Below are 15,337 nucleotides of genomic sequence, written 5' to 3'. Positions count from 1 at the left end.
CCTTCTTTGGCCCTTTACGCGGGCTCACGTCCCAAGCTAACCGGCTGGCGGCTTCACCTGGGCGACTCCGAGGCGAGTTCGGCGATTTCCGTACCGGCTCGCAGCGACCGCCGGCTCTCTGAAACGGAAAGGAGCGCCTACTACTCCTCATCAACGTCTTTAATCCATGTGCTTTACTATAAAACAGAGTCCGCCCCGGGATGTCAAGCCGCATTCCGCATTAAAGCGAGAAGAAACAGCTTTTTTCGACATCCCCATACCCGATTTGATAAAGCAAAATGCCTTACCGATGCGGGGTCCACAGGAGAAGAGGCCTCAAGCGGAATGGGTCTCCTTGTAATTCTTGATCGCCTCATGCAGGGCGTCGGCGGCCAGGTTGGAACAGTGCATCTTCTGCGCCGGCAAACCGTCGAGGGCCTCGGCGACGGCGGCGTTGGTCAACTCCAGGGCTTCGTCGAGGGTCTTGCCGATAGCCATTTCCGTCACCATCGACGAGGTGGCGATGGCCGCACCGCAACCGAAGGTCTTGAACTTGATGTCCTTGATGACATTGTCCTCGACCTTGAGAAAAATTTTCATGATATCGCCGCAGGAGGCGTTCCCGACCTCCCCGACCCCGTCGGCGTTTTCAATCTCCCCGACGTTACGGGGATTGGTAAAATGATCCATCACTTTTTCGGAATACATAAGATATCTCCTTTATCGCGCCTCAGAAGACGCTTGAGCTTTTAAGACGAACAGCTTGTTTTAGTGAACCTTTCTAATGACCTGACACTCCTTGCAGGAGAGCGGTTCGGCGCGGTTGTACAAGGGGCTCATCTCCCGTAGGCGCTGAACGATGGGGGGAAGCACCTCCAGCACGTAATCGACATCTTCCTCGGTATTGTCCGCTCCCAGGCTGAAACGGGTGCTCGAATGAGCCAGCACCACGTCGACGCACATGGCGCCCATGACATGGGACGGCTCCAGCGACCCCGAGGTGCAAGCCGATCCGGAGGAAGCGGCAATGCCTTTCATATCGAAGTTGAGCAGCAGCGACTCCCCTTCGATATAGGCGAAACTCACGTTGAGGGTATTGGGCAGCCGCAGATTGGGATCGGGATGGCCGTTGAGCTTGATCTCGGGAACCCGCTCCAAAATCCCCTGCTCAAGCCTATCGCGCAGGGCGCGAATGCGGGTAGCCTCGGCCTCGAGATGCGCACCCGCCAGTTCGCAGGCGACGCCGAGACCAACGATACCGGCGACGTTATGGGTACCGGCCCGGCGACCGCGTTCCTGATGGCCACCATGCATAAAGGGGGTCAGGCGGGTGCCACGGCGAATGTAGATCGCTCCCACCCCCTTGGCCGCGCCAAGTTTGTGGCCGGAAAGAACGAGTAGATCGACATTGGCCTTCTGGACGTCGACGGGAACCTTCCCCACCGCCTGCACCGCATCGGTGTGGAAACGCACCTTGTACTTGCGGGCGATGGCACCGATTTCCTCGATGGGATAGAGATTGCCCGTTTCGTTGTTCGCCCACATCACCGAAATGAGGATGGTTTTGTCGGTGATCGCCGCTTCCAGCTCGGCCAGGTTGAGCATGCCGTTGTGGTCGACAGGCAGATAGGTCACTCGCACCCCCTGTTTTTCCAGAGCCTTACAGGTTTCGAGCACGGCCGGATGTTCCACGGTGGTGGTGATGATGTGGTCTCCTTTGTCGCGCAGGGCGTCGACCGTCCCCTTCAGAGCCATATTGTCCCCTTCGCTCCCGCAGGAGACAAAGACGATCTCGGCCGGCGAGCAGTTGATCAGCTGCGCCACCTGCTCACGGGCCTTTTCGACCGCACCGCTCACCGCCCGCCCGGCCCAATGGACGCTGGAGGGGTTGCCGAACTGCTCACGGTAAAACGGGAGCATAGCGTCGAGAACTTCGGGACGAACCGCCGTGGTGGCGTTGTTATCCATGTAAATGCGTTTCACGATCTCTCCTCCAAAATCATTCATATCTGTCCAGCGCAAAAGCCAGGCGCCAGGGTTGTTTAACGACTGTCGGTCGTTTCCGTCGCTTCGTGTTTCCGCCGCGCTTCTCGGGTCAGATCCTCCAGGGTCATGGAGGCGAGAAAGCCACGGATTTTTTCCGCTAAGCCCTGCCAGACACTGTGGGTCACACACTGGGAATCGCAGGAGCAGCGACCGTCCTCATCCATACAGGCAACGGGAACGAGGGATTCCTCGACACTTTCGATAATTTCATCGACCCGGATGAGCGAAGCGGGCCGGGCTAGCAGATAGCCGCCGCCCGGGCCGCGTACACTGTCTACCAGCCCTCGTCGGCGGAGCTTGACGAAAAGTTGCTCCAGATAGGTCTGGGAGATATCCTCCCGGGTCGAAATATCCTTGAGACTGACAGGAGCATCCCGACCGTGAAGATGGAGGCTGACCATGGCGCGCACCGCATACTGAGCCTTGGTCGACAGCCTCATGACGCCTTCCCCGCAGAGGGGTCGTCAGCCTTGCCGGAGGCGTCGCCAGAGAGGCGATTGACCTTCTCTTCGAGGGCGCGCAGCTGGTCGAAAAGGCAGGAGATCGCCTTGGCTTCCGGGTCCGGCAGCCGCCCATGCTCCAAGTCGGCTCGACTTTCCGGCTTGGCGCCGTCGGAGAGGACGATCCGCCCAGGCACGCCGACAACGGTGGAATTGGGCGGCACTTCCTTGACCACCACCGAGTTGGAGCCGATCTTGCTGTTGTCGCCGACAGTAAAAGGTCCGAGAATCTTCGCTCCCGAGCCAATCACCACGTTATTACCCAGGGTCGGGTGGCGCTTCTCCTTGGCCCAGGAGGTACCGCCGAGGGTGACGCCGTGGTAGAGGGTGCAGTTGTCACCAATCTCCGCCGTTTCGCCGATCACCACCCCCATGCCGTGGTCGATAAAGAAACCCTTGCCGATTTTCGCCCCGGGATGAATCTCGATACCGGTCAAAAAACGACTGACATGGGAAATCAAGCGCCCGAAAAAATAGAACTTGCGCCGCCACAGAGCATGCGCCGCGCGGTGCATGAGCAGGGCATGAAAGCCAGGATAGCAGAAGCAGATTTCCAACTTGCTGCGCACGGCCGGGTCGCGTTCGAAGACGACTTTGAAATCTTCTTTCAGGGTGGAAAACACCAGACAAGTCTCCTCTCTAGTACGTCATCATTTTGATCCATCGATAACATACCTGATTGAAACTGTCAACTATTTCAAAGCGGCTTTTCGCAAGAAAAATTGCCGGAGCGCGGGGTCGAATGAAGAGAATTTTTTAGGAGAGTGGTCCTGGTTTAGGCAGGGTGAAGGAGAAGCGGCTCCCTATGCCGAGCCGACTTTCTACCCAGATTTCACCATGATGGGACTGGATGATCTTTTTGCAGATATAAAGCCCCAAGCCACTGCCCTGGCGGGAATCGCCCCGGCCGACCTGATAGAACTGTTCAAAAAGACGGGGGAGCGCCTCCTCGGGAATGCCCTTACCCGTATCCTCGATGGAAAAGAGCACGGCATCGGCGGTTTCTTCGAGGCTGAGATGGATGTTGCCGCCGATCGGGGTGAATTTGACGGCATTACCAAAAAGGTTGGCCAGCACCCGGTAAATGCGCTCCTCGTCGTAGAGGGCTACGGCGCTTTCGGGCAAGGTGGTCTGCAGGGTCAGTTGGCTCTTCTCAAGCAGGGGCTGATGATCGTGCAAAAAATCACGCATGGTCGCGACCAGATCGCAGCGTTCCAGTGCCAGCGGCATACTCCCCGATTCCAGCCGGGAGAGGTCGAGCAGGTTGGTGATCAGATCGGCCAGTCGATCCGCCGCCGCCACCGCCTCTTCAATATAAACCCGCTGCTCGTCGGAAAGCTGGGCCTGATCCGTTTCGGCCAGCAGCGAACAATAGCCGCTGACGATGGTGACCGGGGTGCGTAATTCATGAACGGCGGTATCGAGAAACTCGTTCCGGGCCTGGTCGGCCTTGACCAGGGCGGCGTTGGTTTCTTCGAGGAGCTCCTTGACCCGCAGCAGATCCTCTGCGATGCGGCGCTTGTCGGTGACGTCGCGCAGCGCCGCGACGCGCAGGCCGTTCAGGACCGGACGGCCGCCGATACTCACGGAAAAAGTACGCGGCTCGCCAACCCTGGGGACGAAGCCGATATCGAAGCGCCCATCCACCCCGGCCGAATCATCGTTAGCGACACTGAAAGTGAGAAACCGCTCCTGCACCTCGGCGCCGAAAAGCTCTGCCAGCGATACGCCGCTCAGGCCGGAAGGAAATTCTCCGACCATCTCGACCAGGCAGCGGTTGGCATAGGCGATCTCGCCGGCGGCGGAAAAGGCGATCAGCCCTTCCGAGGCGTTCTCGAAGAGCTCCTCATAGGCCTGTTTGATACGTAGATCCGCTTCCAGACGCTCTTTGGCGACGCGCAACACCTCTGCCTCTTCCCAGACCAACTGGAAGAAGTCGCTGGTCTTGAGCGCCGTAACCACCACGCTGGAAACCAGTCGGCAAAAATCGACCTCATCCCGATCCACCCCTTCGCCGGGACGGGCGATGCGAATGATCATAGCGCCGATGACGCGCCGGGCATCGACCACCGGGAAGACCAGAATGGCGCTGATGTCCCGCCCTTCGAAGGCGGGCAGGATTTCGGCGATGAGAGGATTTTCCACCAGATTTTCGATCAGCAGCGGCCGACCGGTGGCCATGGCCTGGCGGATCTCCGGGTAGTTCTTCAAGTCGATGCGAAAGGTCGGGCGCTGGATGTCCGCCGTCGTCGCCATGACATAAGCGCAGCCCTCCGCTTCTCGCACCAGGGCGATGGAACAACGGTCGACCGACTCCAGATGGGAGGAAATCTGCCGGACAATCTCCTTGAGAGCGGCGGCGGCATCGCCATTCTCGCTGAGGGTTTCGGAAATCTTCAGCAGCGCATCGTAATGACGGGCCTTATTGTCGCGGCGGTCGATGGCTTGTTTTTTCAGGAGATTGCCCTGAACGCGGGCGAGCAGTTCGTCGAAGTCGAAGGGTTTGGCGATGTAATCGTCGGCGCCAACACGGAAGGGGTTGACCAGACCTTCCCGATCGGTGTGCGCGGTCATGAGCAGGATCGGGATCTGTTTCAACGCCGGTTGCGCGCGCAAAAAGCGGCAAACCTCTAAACCGCCCCAGCCGGGCATGAAAAGATCGACGAGCACCACGTCGGGAGGATTTTCACAGGCAAGGCGGCAGCCCTCCTCCCCCCCGCTCGCCAGAACCACGTTCAAACCGGCATCCCAGAGCAGTTCGGAGAGAATTTCACGGGTCACGCGGTCGTCATCGATGACCAAAACCGTCGGGCGCATAAACCTCCGAATAAAATCGGCTCATAATCATTACAATGGCAGCGACGTACCCCATCGATGGCCGGCCGCTCCATGCTTAAAAACGGGCCTATTCTCTCGTGGAACCTTGACCTTGTCAATCCGTAGAAACCCCTAAAGTATACAAGTTTTTCAGAGAAAAAGGCGATAGGCCGCGTTGTCGCTCTCCTCATTATAGCGGTAACCAAGTTCCTGTAAAAAGGAACGAAACGCCCCCTCTTCCCCCTTCGGGATCTCTAGCCCGATCAGCACCCGACCGTAATCGCCCCCCTGCATACGGTAGTGGAAGAGGGAAATATTCCAGTTCTCCCCCATGGAGGCGAGGAAGCGGGTCAGGGCGCCCGGGCGTTCGGGAAACCAGAAACGATAAAGCACTTCGCGCCCGACTTCGGCCGATTTGCCGCCGACCATGTACCGCACATGGGTCTTGGCGAGGTCGTTGTCGGTGAGATCGAGATTGACGAAGCCCTTGCCTGCAAGTTGGCGGCTGAAGTCGGCGCGCTCCTGCTCGTCCCGAATCGACAGACCGACGAAGATATGCGCCCGATCCCGGCCGGAGAGGCGATAGTTGAACTCGGTGATGCTGCGCTCCTCGCCGATTTCCCCACAGAAACGCTTGAGGGCTCCCGGTTCTTCGGGGATGGTGACGGCAAAGAGCGCCTCCTGCTTCTCGCCGATCTGGGTGCGCTCGGCGACGTAGCGCAACCGCTCGAAATTCATGTTCGCCCCGGAATTGATGGCGACCAAGGTCTGTCCGGTCACCTTGCGCTCGCGGATATACTTCTTCAGCCCGGCCATCCCCAGAGCGCCGGCCGGCTCGACGATGGACCGGGTACTCTGGTAGATACTCTTGATGGCGCCGCAGAGCTCGTCCGTATCGACCCGGATGATTTCGTCGACGCAGCGCCGGCAATAATCGAAGGTCAGCTTGCCGACCTCCCTCACCGCCACGCCGTCAGCGAAAATCCCCACCGAATCGAGGCGCACCCGCCGTCCGGCCTGCAAGGAGCGGTACATGGCATCACTGTCCTCGGGCTCAACGCCGATCACCTTGACCTCGGGGCACAGGGCCTTCAGATAGCCGCCGATGCCGGCAATGAGCCCGCCGCCGCCGACCGGCACGAAGACTGCGTCCATACTCCCGGCGCTCTGGCGCAGGAGTTCGACCGCCACCGTCCCCTGACCGGCAATGACCAATTCATCATCGAAGGGATGGATGAAGACCATGCCCGTTTCATCGATCAGGCGATCGCAGTAATCCTGGGCTTCCGAATAGCTGTCACCATGGAGAATGACCTCGCCGCCCAGGCGTCGTACCGCCTCGACCTTGATCAGCGGGGTCGTGCGGGGCATGACGATGACTGCGCGGATGCCCAGTTTCCGGGCGGAAAAAGCCACCCCCTGGGCATGATTGCCGGCCGAGGCGGCGATCACGCCACGGCGACGGTCTTCTTCGGAAAGATGGGCGATGCGGTTGTAGGCGCCGCGCAACTTGAAGGAAAAGACCGTCTGTAAATCCTCCCGTTTGAGCAGGATGCGGTTGTTGAACTGGGCCGAGAGGACCGGCGCCTCGTCGAGGGGCGTTTCCACCGCGGCTTCATAAACCCTTGAGGTCAATATCTGTTTCAGCAGTTTCTGCATGGAACTCCTCCTGTCGAACCGGTCGCCGGGCAGAGCGACACGGCAAATGAGCGGAAAGGTTTAACTACACCTGCGGGGCGGCAAAATCCACAGGAAAATCCCCTGCAAGGCGAACAAAACACATCTTAGTGTCGACAAATTAGCAGGGCTTCTATATACTTTCGGATCGATTGTTTACGGGCGCGGCGAAAGTGGGTTCGCCGCCATTCAATACCGAAAAGGAGAGAAAACCATGCCGGAGTTCAAGTACCAGGATCCCTTCCCGCTGGCCAAGGACGAAACCAAATACTACAAGATCCCCGGATCGGAGAAGTATGTCTCGGTCGTCAAGTTCGAGGGGAAGGATGTCGTCAAGGTCGATCCCGAAGCTCTCACCGTCCTCGCCAACCAGGCATTCCGTGACGTCTCTTTCCTGCTGCGCCCCGGACATAACGAGCAGGTCGCCAAGATCCTGAGCGATCCCGAAGCCTCCCCCAACGATCGCGGCGTCGCCATGGCCTTTTTGCGCAACGCCGAAATCTCCGCCAATTTCGAACTCCCTCTCTGCCAGGATACCGGCACTGCCACCATCGTTGCCAAAAAAGGGCAGCAGGTCTGGACCGGCGTGAAGGATGAGGAATACCTCTCCAAGGGCGTTTACAAGACCTACACCGAGGAAAACCTCCGCTACAGCCAGACCGTCGCCCTCGACATGTACGAAGAGAAGAATACCGGCACCAATCTACCGGCGCAGATCGACATCATGGCGACCGATAGCGACTACTACAAGTTCCTCTTCATCACCAAAGGCGGCGGCAGCGCCAACAAAACGATGCTCTATCAGGAGACCAAAGCGCTGCTCACCCCCGCCAACCTGGAAAAATTCCTGGTCGACAAGATGAAGTACCTCGGCACCGCCGCCTGCCCCCCCTACCATGTCGCTTTCGCCATCGGCGGCACCTCGGCCGACGCCTGCATGAAAACCGTCAAGCTGGCCTCCGCCAAAGATCTCGATGAACTGCCGACGGTCGGCAACGAACATGGTCAGGCCTTCCGCGATCTGGAAATGGAAGAGAAACTGCTCAAGGCCGCCCAGAAGCTCGGCATCGGCGCCCAGTTCGGCGGCAAGTACTTCGCCCACGACGTGCGCGTCATCCGCCTCCCCCGCCACGGCGCCTCCTGCCCCGTCGGCATGGCCGTTTCCTGTTCCGCCGACCGTAATATCCGCGCCAAAATTACCAAAGACGGCCTCTTCATCGAAGAGTTGGACCGCAACCCCGGCCGCCTGATTCCCGAGAAATATCGCGGCAAGCACGAGCGCGGCACCCGCATCAACCTCAACCGGCCCATGAAGGAAGTCCTGGCCGATCTGACCAAGCTCAAGGTCGGTGACGCCCTGCTCCTCGACGGCACCATCGTCGTCGGTCGCGACATCGCCCACGCCAAGTTCAAAGAGATTCTCGACAGCGGCAAGCCGCTCCCCGATTACCTCAAAAATCACCCCATCTACTACGCCGGTCCGGCCAAGACCCCGAAAGGCAAGCCCTCCGGCTCCTTCGGCCCCACCACCGCCGGGCGCATGGACTCCTACGTCGACCTGCTCCAGGCCAACGGCGGCTCGATGGTCATGATCGCCAAAGGCAACCGCAGCCAGCAGGTCACCGACGCCTGCAAGAAACACGGCGGCTTCTATCTCGGCTCCATCGGCGGCCCGGCAGCCGTCCTCGCCGAGGAGAACATCAAGAAGGTCGAGTGCATCGACTTCCCCGAACTCGGCATGGAAGCGGTCTGGAAGATCGAAGTCGTCGACTTCCCGGCCTTTATCCTGGTCGATGACAAAGGCAACGACTTCTTCAAGCAACTGGGCCTGTAAGCGCCGGTTGAACACTCGTTAAGATGAAAAAACCGCCCCGGCCTTCTCGGCCCGGGGCGGTTTTTTTTATGCACAGATCTCTTGGAAACGAAAAAAGATCGAAAACTCAGGGAGCGGTGGTGAAACTCCGTACCGGCCCCTCGGTCCGTTCCCCCCGTTCATCCACGGCCGTCACCTGCCAGTAATAGGTGGTCTGCGGGGTCAGCCCGGACAGGCTCAGGCTTCGTTCCGTCTCAGGCGGCGCCGGGGCCGGGGCTGGAGCCGATCCACCACCCCCGCCTCCACCACCACAGGAAAGCAGCAGCAACAGAGCGAAAGCGAGAAGCGCGGCACCGAGCCAACGGCGGCTATTGCGGCGGCGCGCAGCGAAAAAGAGGGGGATGAAGATTCCGCCCGCGCCGGCGAAAAGCATTCCACTTGCGGGCATCCCGGAAAACGCGACGGTGATCGGCGTGCTGTCGCGGAAGTCGGCATAGGTGGAGATGCGCACTTCGCTGGTGACCGCATCCCCGTCGGCATCGGGCAGGATATCCCAGCTCAGGGTAACCGGGAGGACGACGCCGTCGGCGCCGTCGGCCGGAAACAGGGGTTGTGGCGCCGGCGGGGGGGTGTTGACGTTCAGCAGATCGTAGGCGCTGCGCACATTCAACAACCCATAGCCGTAGCTGTTGTCGGCGCCCACCGGCCCCAAGTCGGTCGCCGAACTTTTCAAGGCCGCTTCCAGCTCGTCGATCCGGGTATCGGGAAAAGCGCTCAGGAGTAACGCCATGGCCCCCGCCGCATGGGGAACGGCAATGGAGGTTCCCGTAACGTACTGGTAGGGTGCTGCGGCAGTCAGACCCGTCGTCTTGATAGCCTCACCCGGCGCGACCATCTCAGGATAGATCGTCCCGTCGCAAGCCGAAGGGCCGCGTAGGCTGAAATTGGAAATGATCGTCGGCGAAGTTATGGTCCAGACCGAACCGACAGCGAAGGATTCAGGATAACTGGCGGGAGCGATGCTGCTGTAAAAGGGGGCCTCTTCACTAAGAGAATCAGACTCAAGGTTGCCGGCGGGGAAGAGCACAGCGATGCCCGCCGTCTTGAGCATCGCTACCGACTGGCGCAGAAACGTTACCGACTCGTCGCAAATGTTAGGAGCCTCCTCGAAGCCCCAGGAATTATTGACCACGTGCGGCGCGTCGTCGGTGGCCGGGTCGCCGTCGGGATCGAGCAGCCAATTGAAGCCATCCAAAATGGAAGAAGTCGGCGCTTCGCCGGCGTCGTTGAAAATCTTGACAGCGATCCAGCGGGCTTCCGGCGCCACGCCGATATAGGCACCGTCGGCGTTGCCGCCGAGAATCACCCCCATCACACTGGTGCCATGGCCTTGTTCGTCCGTATCGATGGGCGTGGGATGCTCTTCGTTGGGATCGAACCAGCTGTTGTTTCCTCCCCGCCAGCGGGAGCCAAGGTCGGGATGGGTGGCATCGACGCCGGTGTCCATGGTGGCGACGACAATCCCCTGACCGGCATAACCCAGGCTCCAGAGTTCGGGAGCCTTGATCAGGGAGATGTTCGATTCGGCTGGACCGGCGGTGAGAGCGGGGACGATTTCCGGGGGATAGATCACCTCGTCGTAGCTCATGACGACGACGTCGGCCCGGGCGGACAGCTCACGCAGGGTGTCGACACCGGCGGTGAAGGCCAGGCCGTTGATGATGTTGAGATTCTTGATGTCGCGGATATTTCGCGAACGCAGGAAATCCCGAGCCGCCTTTTGCGAAGAGGCGGCCCGCTCCTTGAGCAGGCTCGCCAGTCGCGGCTGCCGCTTTCCTGCTTCGTCGCGCAGGGACATGGGTTCGACCCCGCCCCGGAAGGTGACGATGACGGGAATCTCCCCATCCGGCGCCGGGGCATTGATCAGCGATTGGAGTCGAGGGTCGAGGGTCGCCCCCGTGGCCGGAAGCGAAAATCCCAGCAAAGAAACGCAAACGGCCGTCAACAACAGCCGAACAAGTCGAAAGCGCCCCATAATACCCCCTTGTGCCGGTTTGCGGGTTGAATCAGGATGACATGCCGATCACCAGCATGCCGGAGTTGAGAATGGCGATACCGAAAGCCACCAGCACCAGACCGCTGACGATGCGCACCGCCAGAGGATAGGCATTGACCAGGCGCATCTTCTGGCGCACGGTCTGCGAGGCGTAACCGGCCAGCAGCATGGGAATAGCAAAGCCCAGGGAATAGAAGCCGAGCAGCACCAGCCCCGTGACTATTTGACCCTGAGTCGCCACCAGTGTCAAGACACCGGAAAGCATCGGGCCGACACAGGGAATCCAGACCAGCCCCAAGGTCAGGCCGAGAACCAGTCCCGACCAGCGTCCGCGGCTGCCCGACTGAATCCGGTTGAAGATGTGAATATTTTTGAACAGGTTCACGCCAAAGAGGAGAAGCACCCCGAAGAGGATGATCACAATGCCGGAGATCTTCTCGAAGAGGGGCATGACCGACGCCATGGCGCCGCCGAATAAGGCGGTCAACGCGCCCATGGCCATGAAGCCGGCGCTCAGGCCGAGAACGATGAGTAGCGGACGATGGCGATGGTCCTCGGCGGTGCCGGCCACCAGAATGGGGACGACCGGCAGCACACAGGGGGAAGCGACACTGGCCAGTCCGGCCACCACCGCCAGCGAGACGGAAGCTAGGGACAAGTCAAGTACAGGCATGAGCAATCTCCCTACTTCAGTTCTTTAAGCAAAAAGCGGATTTCCTCGGCACTCTTGACCCCCGGCGGCAGGCGACGGATCTCCTTGCCGCCGCCGTCGACGAGAATCAGCGAAGGCAGGCCGCGAATACCGAATTGCCCGAAGAGCGGGCGATCCTCGGGAATCGTCGTGCGAATCTCACGAATGCTGGCTTGACCGCGTAAATCCTCTTCCATACTCGCCAGAATACGCCCCTGCATCATGCAGGGTCCGCCGTTGGGATCAAGGAAAAAAAGGAGCTGGGGAGTGCCGCCAGGACTCGAAAGGGCAGCGGTAGCGGGCACTTTCTCCCCTTCGGAGCAGCCGAGGAGAAAAAGCAGTAAAAGAACCGAAGAGATTTTTTTAAACATGACATCCTCCAAAAAAAATTTTATTGAATATATAAATAACCATATTGTCTGTCAAGGTGCATAGCCCGCCAAGTTGAAGATGCTCCGGTCAGGTCGCCGCCAACACTTCCAACTCCCGGGAATGCCAGGAAAGAACCGCCACTTGCCGGTGCATCCGTGCGGCCAGGTCGGGGAATTCGGCGCTAATTACCCCAGCGGCGAAATCGGCGAGAAAGCGTGATTTGAGCTCGGCCCGCGCCCGATCCATGCCGATTTCATCAAAGGGGACCGAGGCGTAAAGGAGAAAACCGTCGTCGGGGATCCGTCCAGCGCGCATGTTGTTTTCGATGATCCCGGCGGCCTTGCGGATCGGATCGGCCAAGTCGGGGCTGTAAGGCCCGATGATCAGCGCCAGATTGGGGGTGTGCAGAAAGTCGAAGCCGCGCCCCAGGCAGATCATCCACTCCCGATGCTCGATATCGAGAGCGCGGGGAGTTTGACGCACCTGGGCGATCCAGCGCAGATTTCCCTTGAGCAAACGGGCCAGATCGACCTGCATCTGTTCGGCCATATCCGGAAAAAGCTGGCTCAGACGCGGCGGCAGTTCCGCTTCCCGCTCCGGGGCAAACTCCGCGAGGTCGAGAATTTCGCCGTCCCGGCCGTGAATCAGCAGGGCGTCCTCGTCCGTCTCGAAGCCACAGATCAGGGGATAAACGGTGTCGTGTCCGCTCCCGAAAATATGCTCGGCCTGCCGCCGGATGTCCCGGCAATGGGCCAGGGCCGCTGCCTGGTCATAACCGAAGCCGGCGCACCCCCGGTGCACATCCCCCCGGGAAAAATGATAGGTGATGAGAATCAGCACCCGGCGCCCGGCTTGCACCATACGCAGGACATCGGCGGCCAGCACTTCACCCAAATGGGGCCAGCCGAGGTCGAACATGCCGCCAAGATTGCGGAACGGCTGGATCAGCCCGGGCGGGGTGTGGGTGGCGACGGGAATATTGATGCGGCCGTCCATGCATTTGAGAACCATCACCGCCGTGGGATGCAAGGCCCGGTAGCGCTCCCGCGCCAGGCAGGCCTCGGGGCTGCGAAATTCAGCCGTATGCCGTCGCGCCAGGTCATGCAGCCAGACGATACGTTCGGTGATTGGTCGGTGGTGAATATCCATAGATCCTCCAACTGGAGTTCGTTATAGTTTCAAATCATACCCGATTTCGACAAATTAATCCTCTCTTCCTCACCCTTGCCCTACGGTTATAAGGACACCCAAAATGGCGGCCGCAGCCGTTCACAATGGGAAAGAAAGCAAATCCCGAGGTGCACCCAAGATGAAAAAATGTTAGGATCATTGAGTTATTTGTCGTCAAACCGTTCTTCGCCCTGAACCTTTCCTTTTTCTAGAGATCCTTTGAACTTATGGGTATTGCTGCGGATATTGTCGTCATTGTCGTCGCTGCCTTGGTCGGCGGGCTGATCGCCCAACGGCTCAAACAGCCGCTGATTCTCGGCTACATCCTGGCCGGCGTGCTGGTCGGTCCGCATACGGGTGGCATCTCCATCTCCGATTCCCACGACATCGAACTGCTTGCCGAAATCGGCGTGGCGTTGCTCCTCTTTGCCCTCGGCCTGGAATTTTCCCTGAAAGAATTGCAGCCGGTGCGCAAGGTCGCGCTGATCGGCACGCCGATCCAGATTCTGCTGACGATGGCCTTCGGCTATGCCATCGGCCGCTTTTTCGGTTGGGAGCGGGATGCGGCCCTCTGGTTCGGCGGACTGATTTCCCTGTCGAGCACCATGGTCGTGCTCAAGACCCTGATGAACCAGGGGATTCTCGGGACCCTGTCGAGCCGGGTGATGATCGGCATGCTCATCGTCCAGGACTTGGCCATCGTACCAATGATGATCGTGCTGCCGCAGCTGAAGAACCCGGCGGCGGGCCTGCCGATTCTCGGGGTCGCCGCGGTCAAGGCGACGATCTTTCTGGTGCTGATGGTTGTCGTCGGCACCCGCCTGATTCCTTGGGTGATGAAACGGGTCGCCGGTTGGAACTCCCGAGAACTTTTTACCCTGGCAATCACCGCCATGGGGCTGGGTATCGGCTATGGCACCTTCCTCTTCGGCCTGTCCTTCGCCTTCGGGGCCTTCGTCGCCGGCATGATCCTGAGCGAATCGGACTACGGCCATCAGGCCCTGAGCGACATCATCCCCCTGCGCGATATCTTTGGACTGCTCTTCTTTACCTCGGTGGGGATGTTGCTTGATCCCGCCTTTCTCCTCTCCCACTTCGGCCAGGTGCTCGCCATCGTCGCCCTGGTAATTGTCGCCAAGGCGACGATCTTCGCCACCATCACCCGCGCCTTCGGCTATGTCAACGTCGTCCCCCTGGCTGCCGGCCTCGGTCTCTTCCAGGTCGGGGAGTTCTCCTTCGTCCTCGCGCGGGTCGGGGTCGCCACCGACTCCATTTCCCAGGAACTCTACTCCCTGACCTTGACGGTCGCGGTCGTCACCATGCTCCTGACCCCCCTGCTCTCGTCTCTTACCGCCCCGCTCTACGCCCTGCGCAAGAACCGCTTCAAGCATGAGCCTCTGGAAACGATGAATATTCCCGACCAGGGCCTGCGTGACCATGTGGTGCTGGCCGGCGGCGGCCGGGTCGGACGCTACCTCGCCAACGTTCTGCAACGTCTGGATGTCCCCTTCGTGATCATCGAAATCAACCATTGGCGTGTTGAACAAGCCAAAGATGACGGCTTTCCCACCGTTTTCGGCGACGCCACCCATTCGGTGGTACTGGAGGCGGCGGAAATCAACCGGGCCAAGCTGCTGCTCATCACCACCCCGGTGGCGGTAACCGCTTCGGCGGTCGCCTCTCAGGTGCATACGCTGAACCCGGACCTGCGCGTCATCGCCCGCGCCTCCAGCATCGAAGAAATGCAACTGCTGCACGAAGAGGGGGTCTATCAGGTTGTTCTGCCGGAATTCGAAGCCAGCCTCGAATTCACCCGCCAGGCCATGCTCTACCTGAACATGCCGGTCAACAAAATCCAGTGGTACACCGACGCCGTTCGGCGGGAACTCTACTCCCCCCTCTACGAAGGAGAACTGGGCTATCAGGCGATCACCCAATTGCAGGATGCCACCCGCCTGCTCGAACTTTCCTGGGTCGCCCTCAGCGGCGAAAGCCCTCTGCTCGGGAAAAACATCGGCGAATTGCGCGTTCGCAGCCACACCGGCGCCTCCATTGTCGGCGTCTTGCGCCGGGGGGAAATGCAGACCAATCCCCCGCCTGACTTCCAGTTCGCCGCCAGCGACCTGGTCGGGGTCATGGGCGAGCCGGAGCAACTGACCGCATTTCAGAATTTAGCTGAGGGAAGACCCGTAAACCCTTGACCCACCGGAGCTAAT

General features: G+C 59.9%; 12 protein-coding genes and 1 other annotated feature (1 of these 13 running past the window's edge). Of the genes, 2 read left to right on the top strand and 10 right to left on the bottom strand.

All coding sequences use genetic code 11. The features are described 5' to 3' along the window. Nucleotides 1-163, bottom strand: a binding site (T-box leader); it reaches 70 nt to the left of the window's first position. A gap of 152 nt (nt 164-315) precedes the next feature. From nifU to ilvA, 6 genes are all read right to left on the bottom strand, one after another. Beyond that, a complete protein-coding gene (nifU, locus tag BQ4888_RS00445; RefSeq protein ID WP_092052280.1) occupies nt 316-687 on the bottom strand; it encodes a Fe-S cluster assembly scaffold protein NifU in 372 nt (123 codons plus the stop codon). A gap of 60 nt (nt 688-747) precedes the next feature. Next, on the bottom strand, nt 748-1,962 hold the full coding sequence (nifS, locus tag BQ4888_RS00440; protein WP_092052277.1) for a cysteine desulfurase NifS: 1,215 nt from the start codon (nt 1,960-1,962) through the stop codon (nt 748-750). Nucleotides 1,963-2,021: 59 nt separating this feature from the next. Then, entirely contained in the window at nt 2,022-2,465 is a 444-nt protein-coding gene (locus BQ4888_RS00435; protein ID WP_092052276.1) for an RrF2 family transcriptional regulator, read from the bottom strand. Further along, nucleotides 2,462-3,148 carry a serine O-acetyltransferase gene (cysE, locus tag BQ4888_RS00430; RefSeq protein WP_092052273.1) on the bottom strand — a complete coding sequence of 229 codons (687 nt, stop codon included), beginning with the start codon at nt 3,146-3,148 and terminating at the stop codon, nt 2,462-2,464. Before cysE ends, BQ4888_RS00435 begins: the two co-directional genes overlap by 4 nt. Before the next feature lie 133 nt (nt 3,149-3,281). Beyond that, on the bottom strand, nt 3,282-5,342 hold the full coding sequence (locus BQ4888_RS00425; RefSeq protein ID WP_092052272.1) for an ATP-binding protein: 2,061 nt from the start codon (nt 5,340-5,342) through the stop codon (nt 3,282-3,284). Between the two features lie 150 nt (nt 5,343-5,492). Then, nucleotides 5,493-7,001, bottom strand: a complete 1,509-nt coding sequence (gene ilvA, locus BQ4888_RS00420) for a threonine ammonia-lyase, biosynthetic (protein ID WP_092052270.1) — start codon at nt 6,999-7,001, stop codon at nt 5,493-5,495. Nucleotides 7,002-7,233: 232 nt separating this feature from the next. Here ilvA and BQ4888_RS00415 point away from each other — a divergent pair, with 232 nt between their 5' ends. Then, nucleotides 7,234-8,853 (top strand): fumarate hydratase, encoded by a 1,620-nt coding sequence (locus BQ4888_RS00415; protein ID WP_092052267.1) that lies wholly within the window; start codon nt 7,234-7,236, stop codon nt 8,851-8,853. A 106-nt stretch (nt 8,854-8,959) separates the two neighbouring features. On the opposite strand, the gene BQ4888_RS00410 is transcribed toward BQ4888_RS00415, so the two are convergent. The 4 genes from BQ4888_RS00410 to BQ4888_RS00395 all read right to left on the bottom strand — a co-directional run bounded on the left by BQ4888_RS00410 (nt 8,960) and on the right by BQ4888_RS00395 (nt 13,100). Then, nucleotides 8,960-10,867 (bottom strand): S8 family serine peptidase, encoded by a 1,908-nt coding sequence (locus BQ4888_RS00410; RefSeq protein ID WP_092052266.1) that lies wholly within the window; start codon nt 10,865-10,867, stop codon nt 8,960-8,962. Between the two features lie 31 nt (nt 10,868-10,898). Next, a complete protein-coding gene (locus BQ4888_RS00405) occupies nt 10,899-11,561 on the bottom strand; it encodes a cytochrome c biogenesis CcdA family protein (protein ID WP_092052264.1) in 663 nt (220 codons plus the stop codon). A gap of 11 nt (nt 11,562-11,572) precedes the next feature. Continuing rightward, nucleotides 11,573-11,950: a thioredoxin family protein gene (locus tag BQ4888_RS00400; RefSeq protein ID WP_092052263.1), complete on the bottom strand. Its 378-nt coding sequence runs from the start codon at nt 11,948-11,950 to the stop codon at nt 11,573-11,575. A gap of 88 nt (nt 11,951-12,038) precedes the next feature. Next, nucleotides 12,039-13,100: a carboxysome shell carbonic anhydrase domain-containg protein gene (locus tag BQ4888_RS00395; protein WP_092052261.1), complete on the bottom strand. Its 1,062-nt coding sequence runs from the start codon at nt 13,098-13,100 to the stop codon at nt 12,039-12,041. A 248-nt stretch (nt 13,101-13,348) separates the two neighbouring features. On the opposite strand from BQ4888_RS00395, the gene BQ4888_RS00390 reads away from it, so the two are divergent. Further along, entirely contained in the window at nt 13,349-15,322 is a 1,974-nt protein-coding gene (locus tag BQ4888_RS00390; RefSeq protein WP_092052260.1) for a monovalent cation:proton antiporter family protein, read from the top strand. The last annotated feature ends 15 nt before the right edge of the window (nt 15,323-15,337 follow it).

Source organism: Desulfuromonas acetexigens (assembly GCF_900111775.1).
GTDB lineage: Bacteria > Desulfobacterota > Desulfuromonadia > Desulfuromonadales > Trichloromonadaceae > Trichloromonas > Trichloromonas acetexigens.
This window is presented reverse-complemented; position numbering and strand designations above follow the sequence as displayed.

Coding starts and splice junctions, on each gene's coding strand:
- BQ4888_RS00425 (WP_092052272.1), bottom strand. CDS start 5,342: ATGCGCCCGACGGTTTTGGTCATCGATGACGACCGCGTGACCCGTGAA.
- nifU (WP_092052280.1), bottom strand. CDS start 687: ATGTATTCCGAAAAAGTGATGGATCATTTTACCAATCCCCGTAACGTC.
- BQ4888_RS00395 (WP_092052261.1), bottom strand. CDS start 13,100: ATGGATATTCACCACCGACCAATCACCGAACGTATCGTCTGGCTGCAT.
- BQ4888_RS00390 (WP_092052260.1), top strand. CDS start 13,349: ATGGGTATTGCTGCGGATATTGTCGTCATTGTCGTCGCTGCCTTGGTC.
- BQ4888_RS00435 (WP_092052276.1), bottom strand. CDS start 2,465: ATGAGGCTGTCGACCAAGGCTCAGTATGCGGTGCGCGCCATGGTCAGC.
- BQ4888_RS00410 (WP_092052266.1), bottom strand. CDS start 10,867: ATGGGGCGCTTTCGACTTGTTCGGCTGTTGTTGACGGCCGTTTGCGTT.
- BQ4888_RS00400 (WP_092052263.1), bottom strand. CDS start 11,950: ATGTTTAAAAAAATCTCTTCGGTTCTTTTACTGCTTTTTCTCCTCGGC.
- ilvA (WP_092052270.1), bottom strand. CDS start 7,001: ATGCAGAAACTGCTGAAACAGATATTGACCTCAAGGGTTTATGAAGCC.
- BQ4888_RS00405 (WP_092052264.1), bottom strand. CDS start 11,561: ATGCCTGTACTTGACTTGTCCCTAGCTTCCGTCTCGCTGGCGGTGGTG.
- BQ4888_RS00415 (WP_092052267.1), top strand. CDS start 7,234: ATGCCGGAGTTCAAGTACCAGGATCCCTTCCCGCTGGCCAAGGACGAA.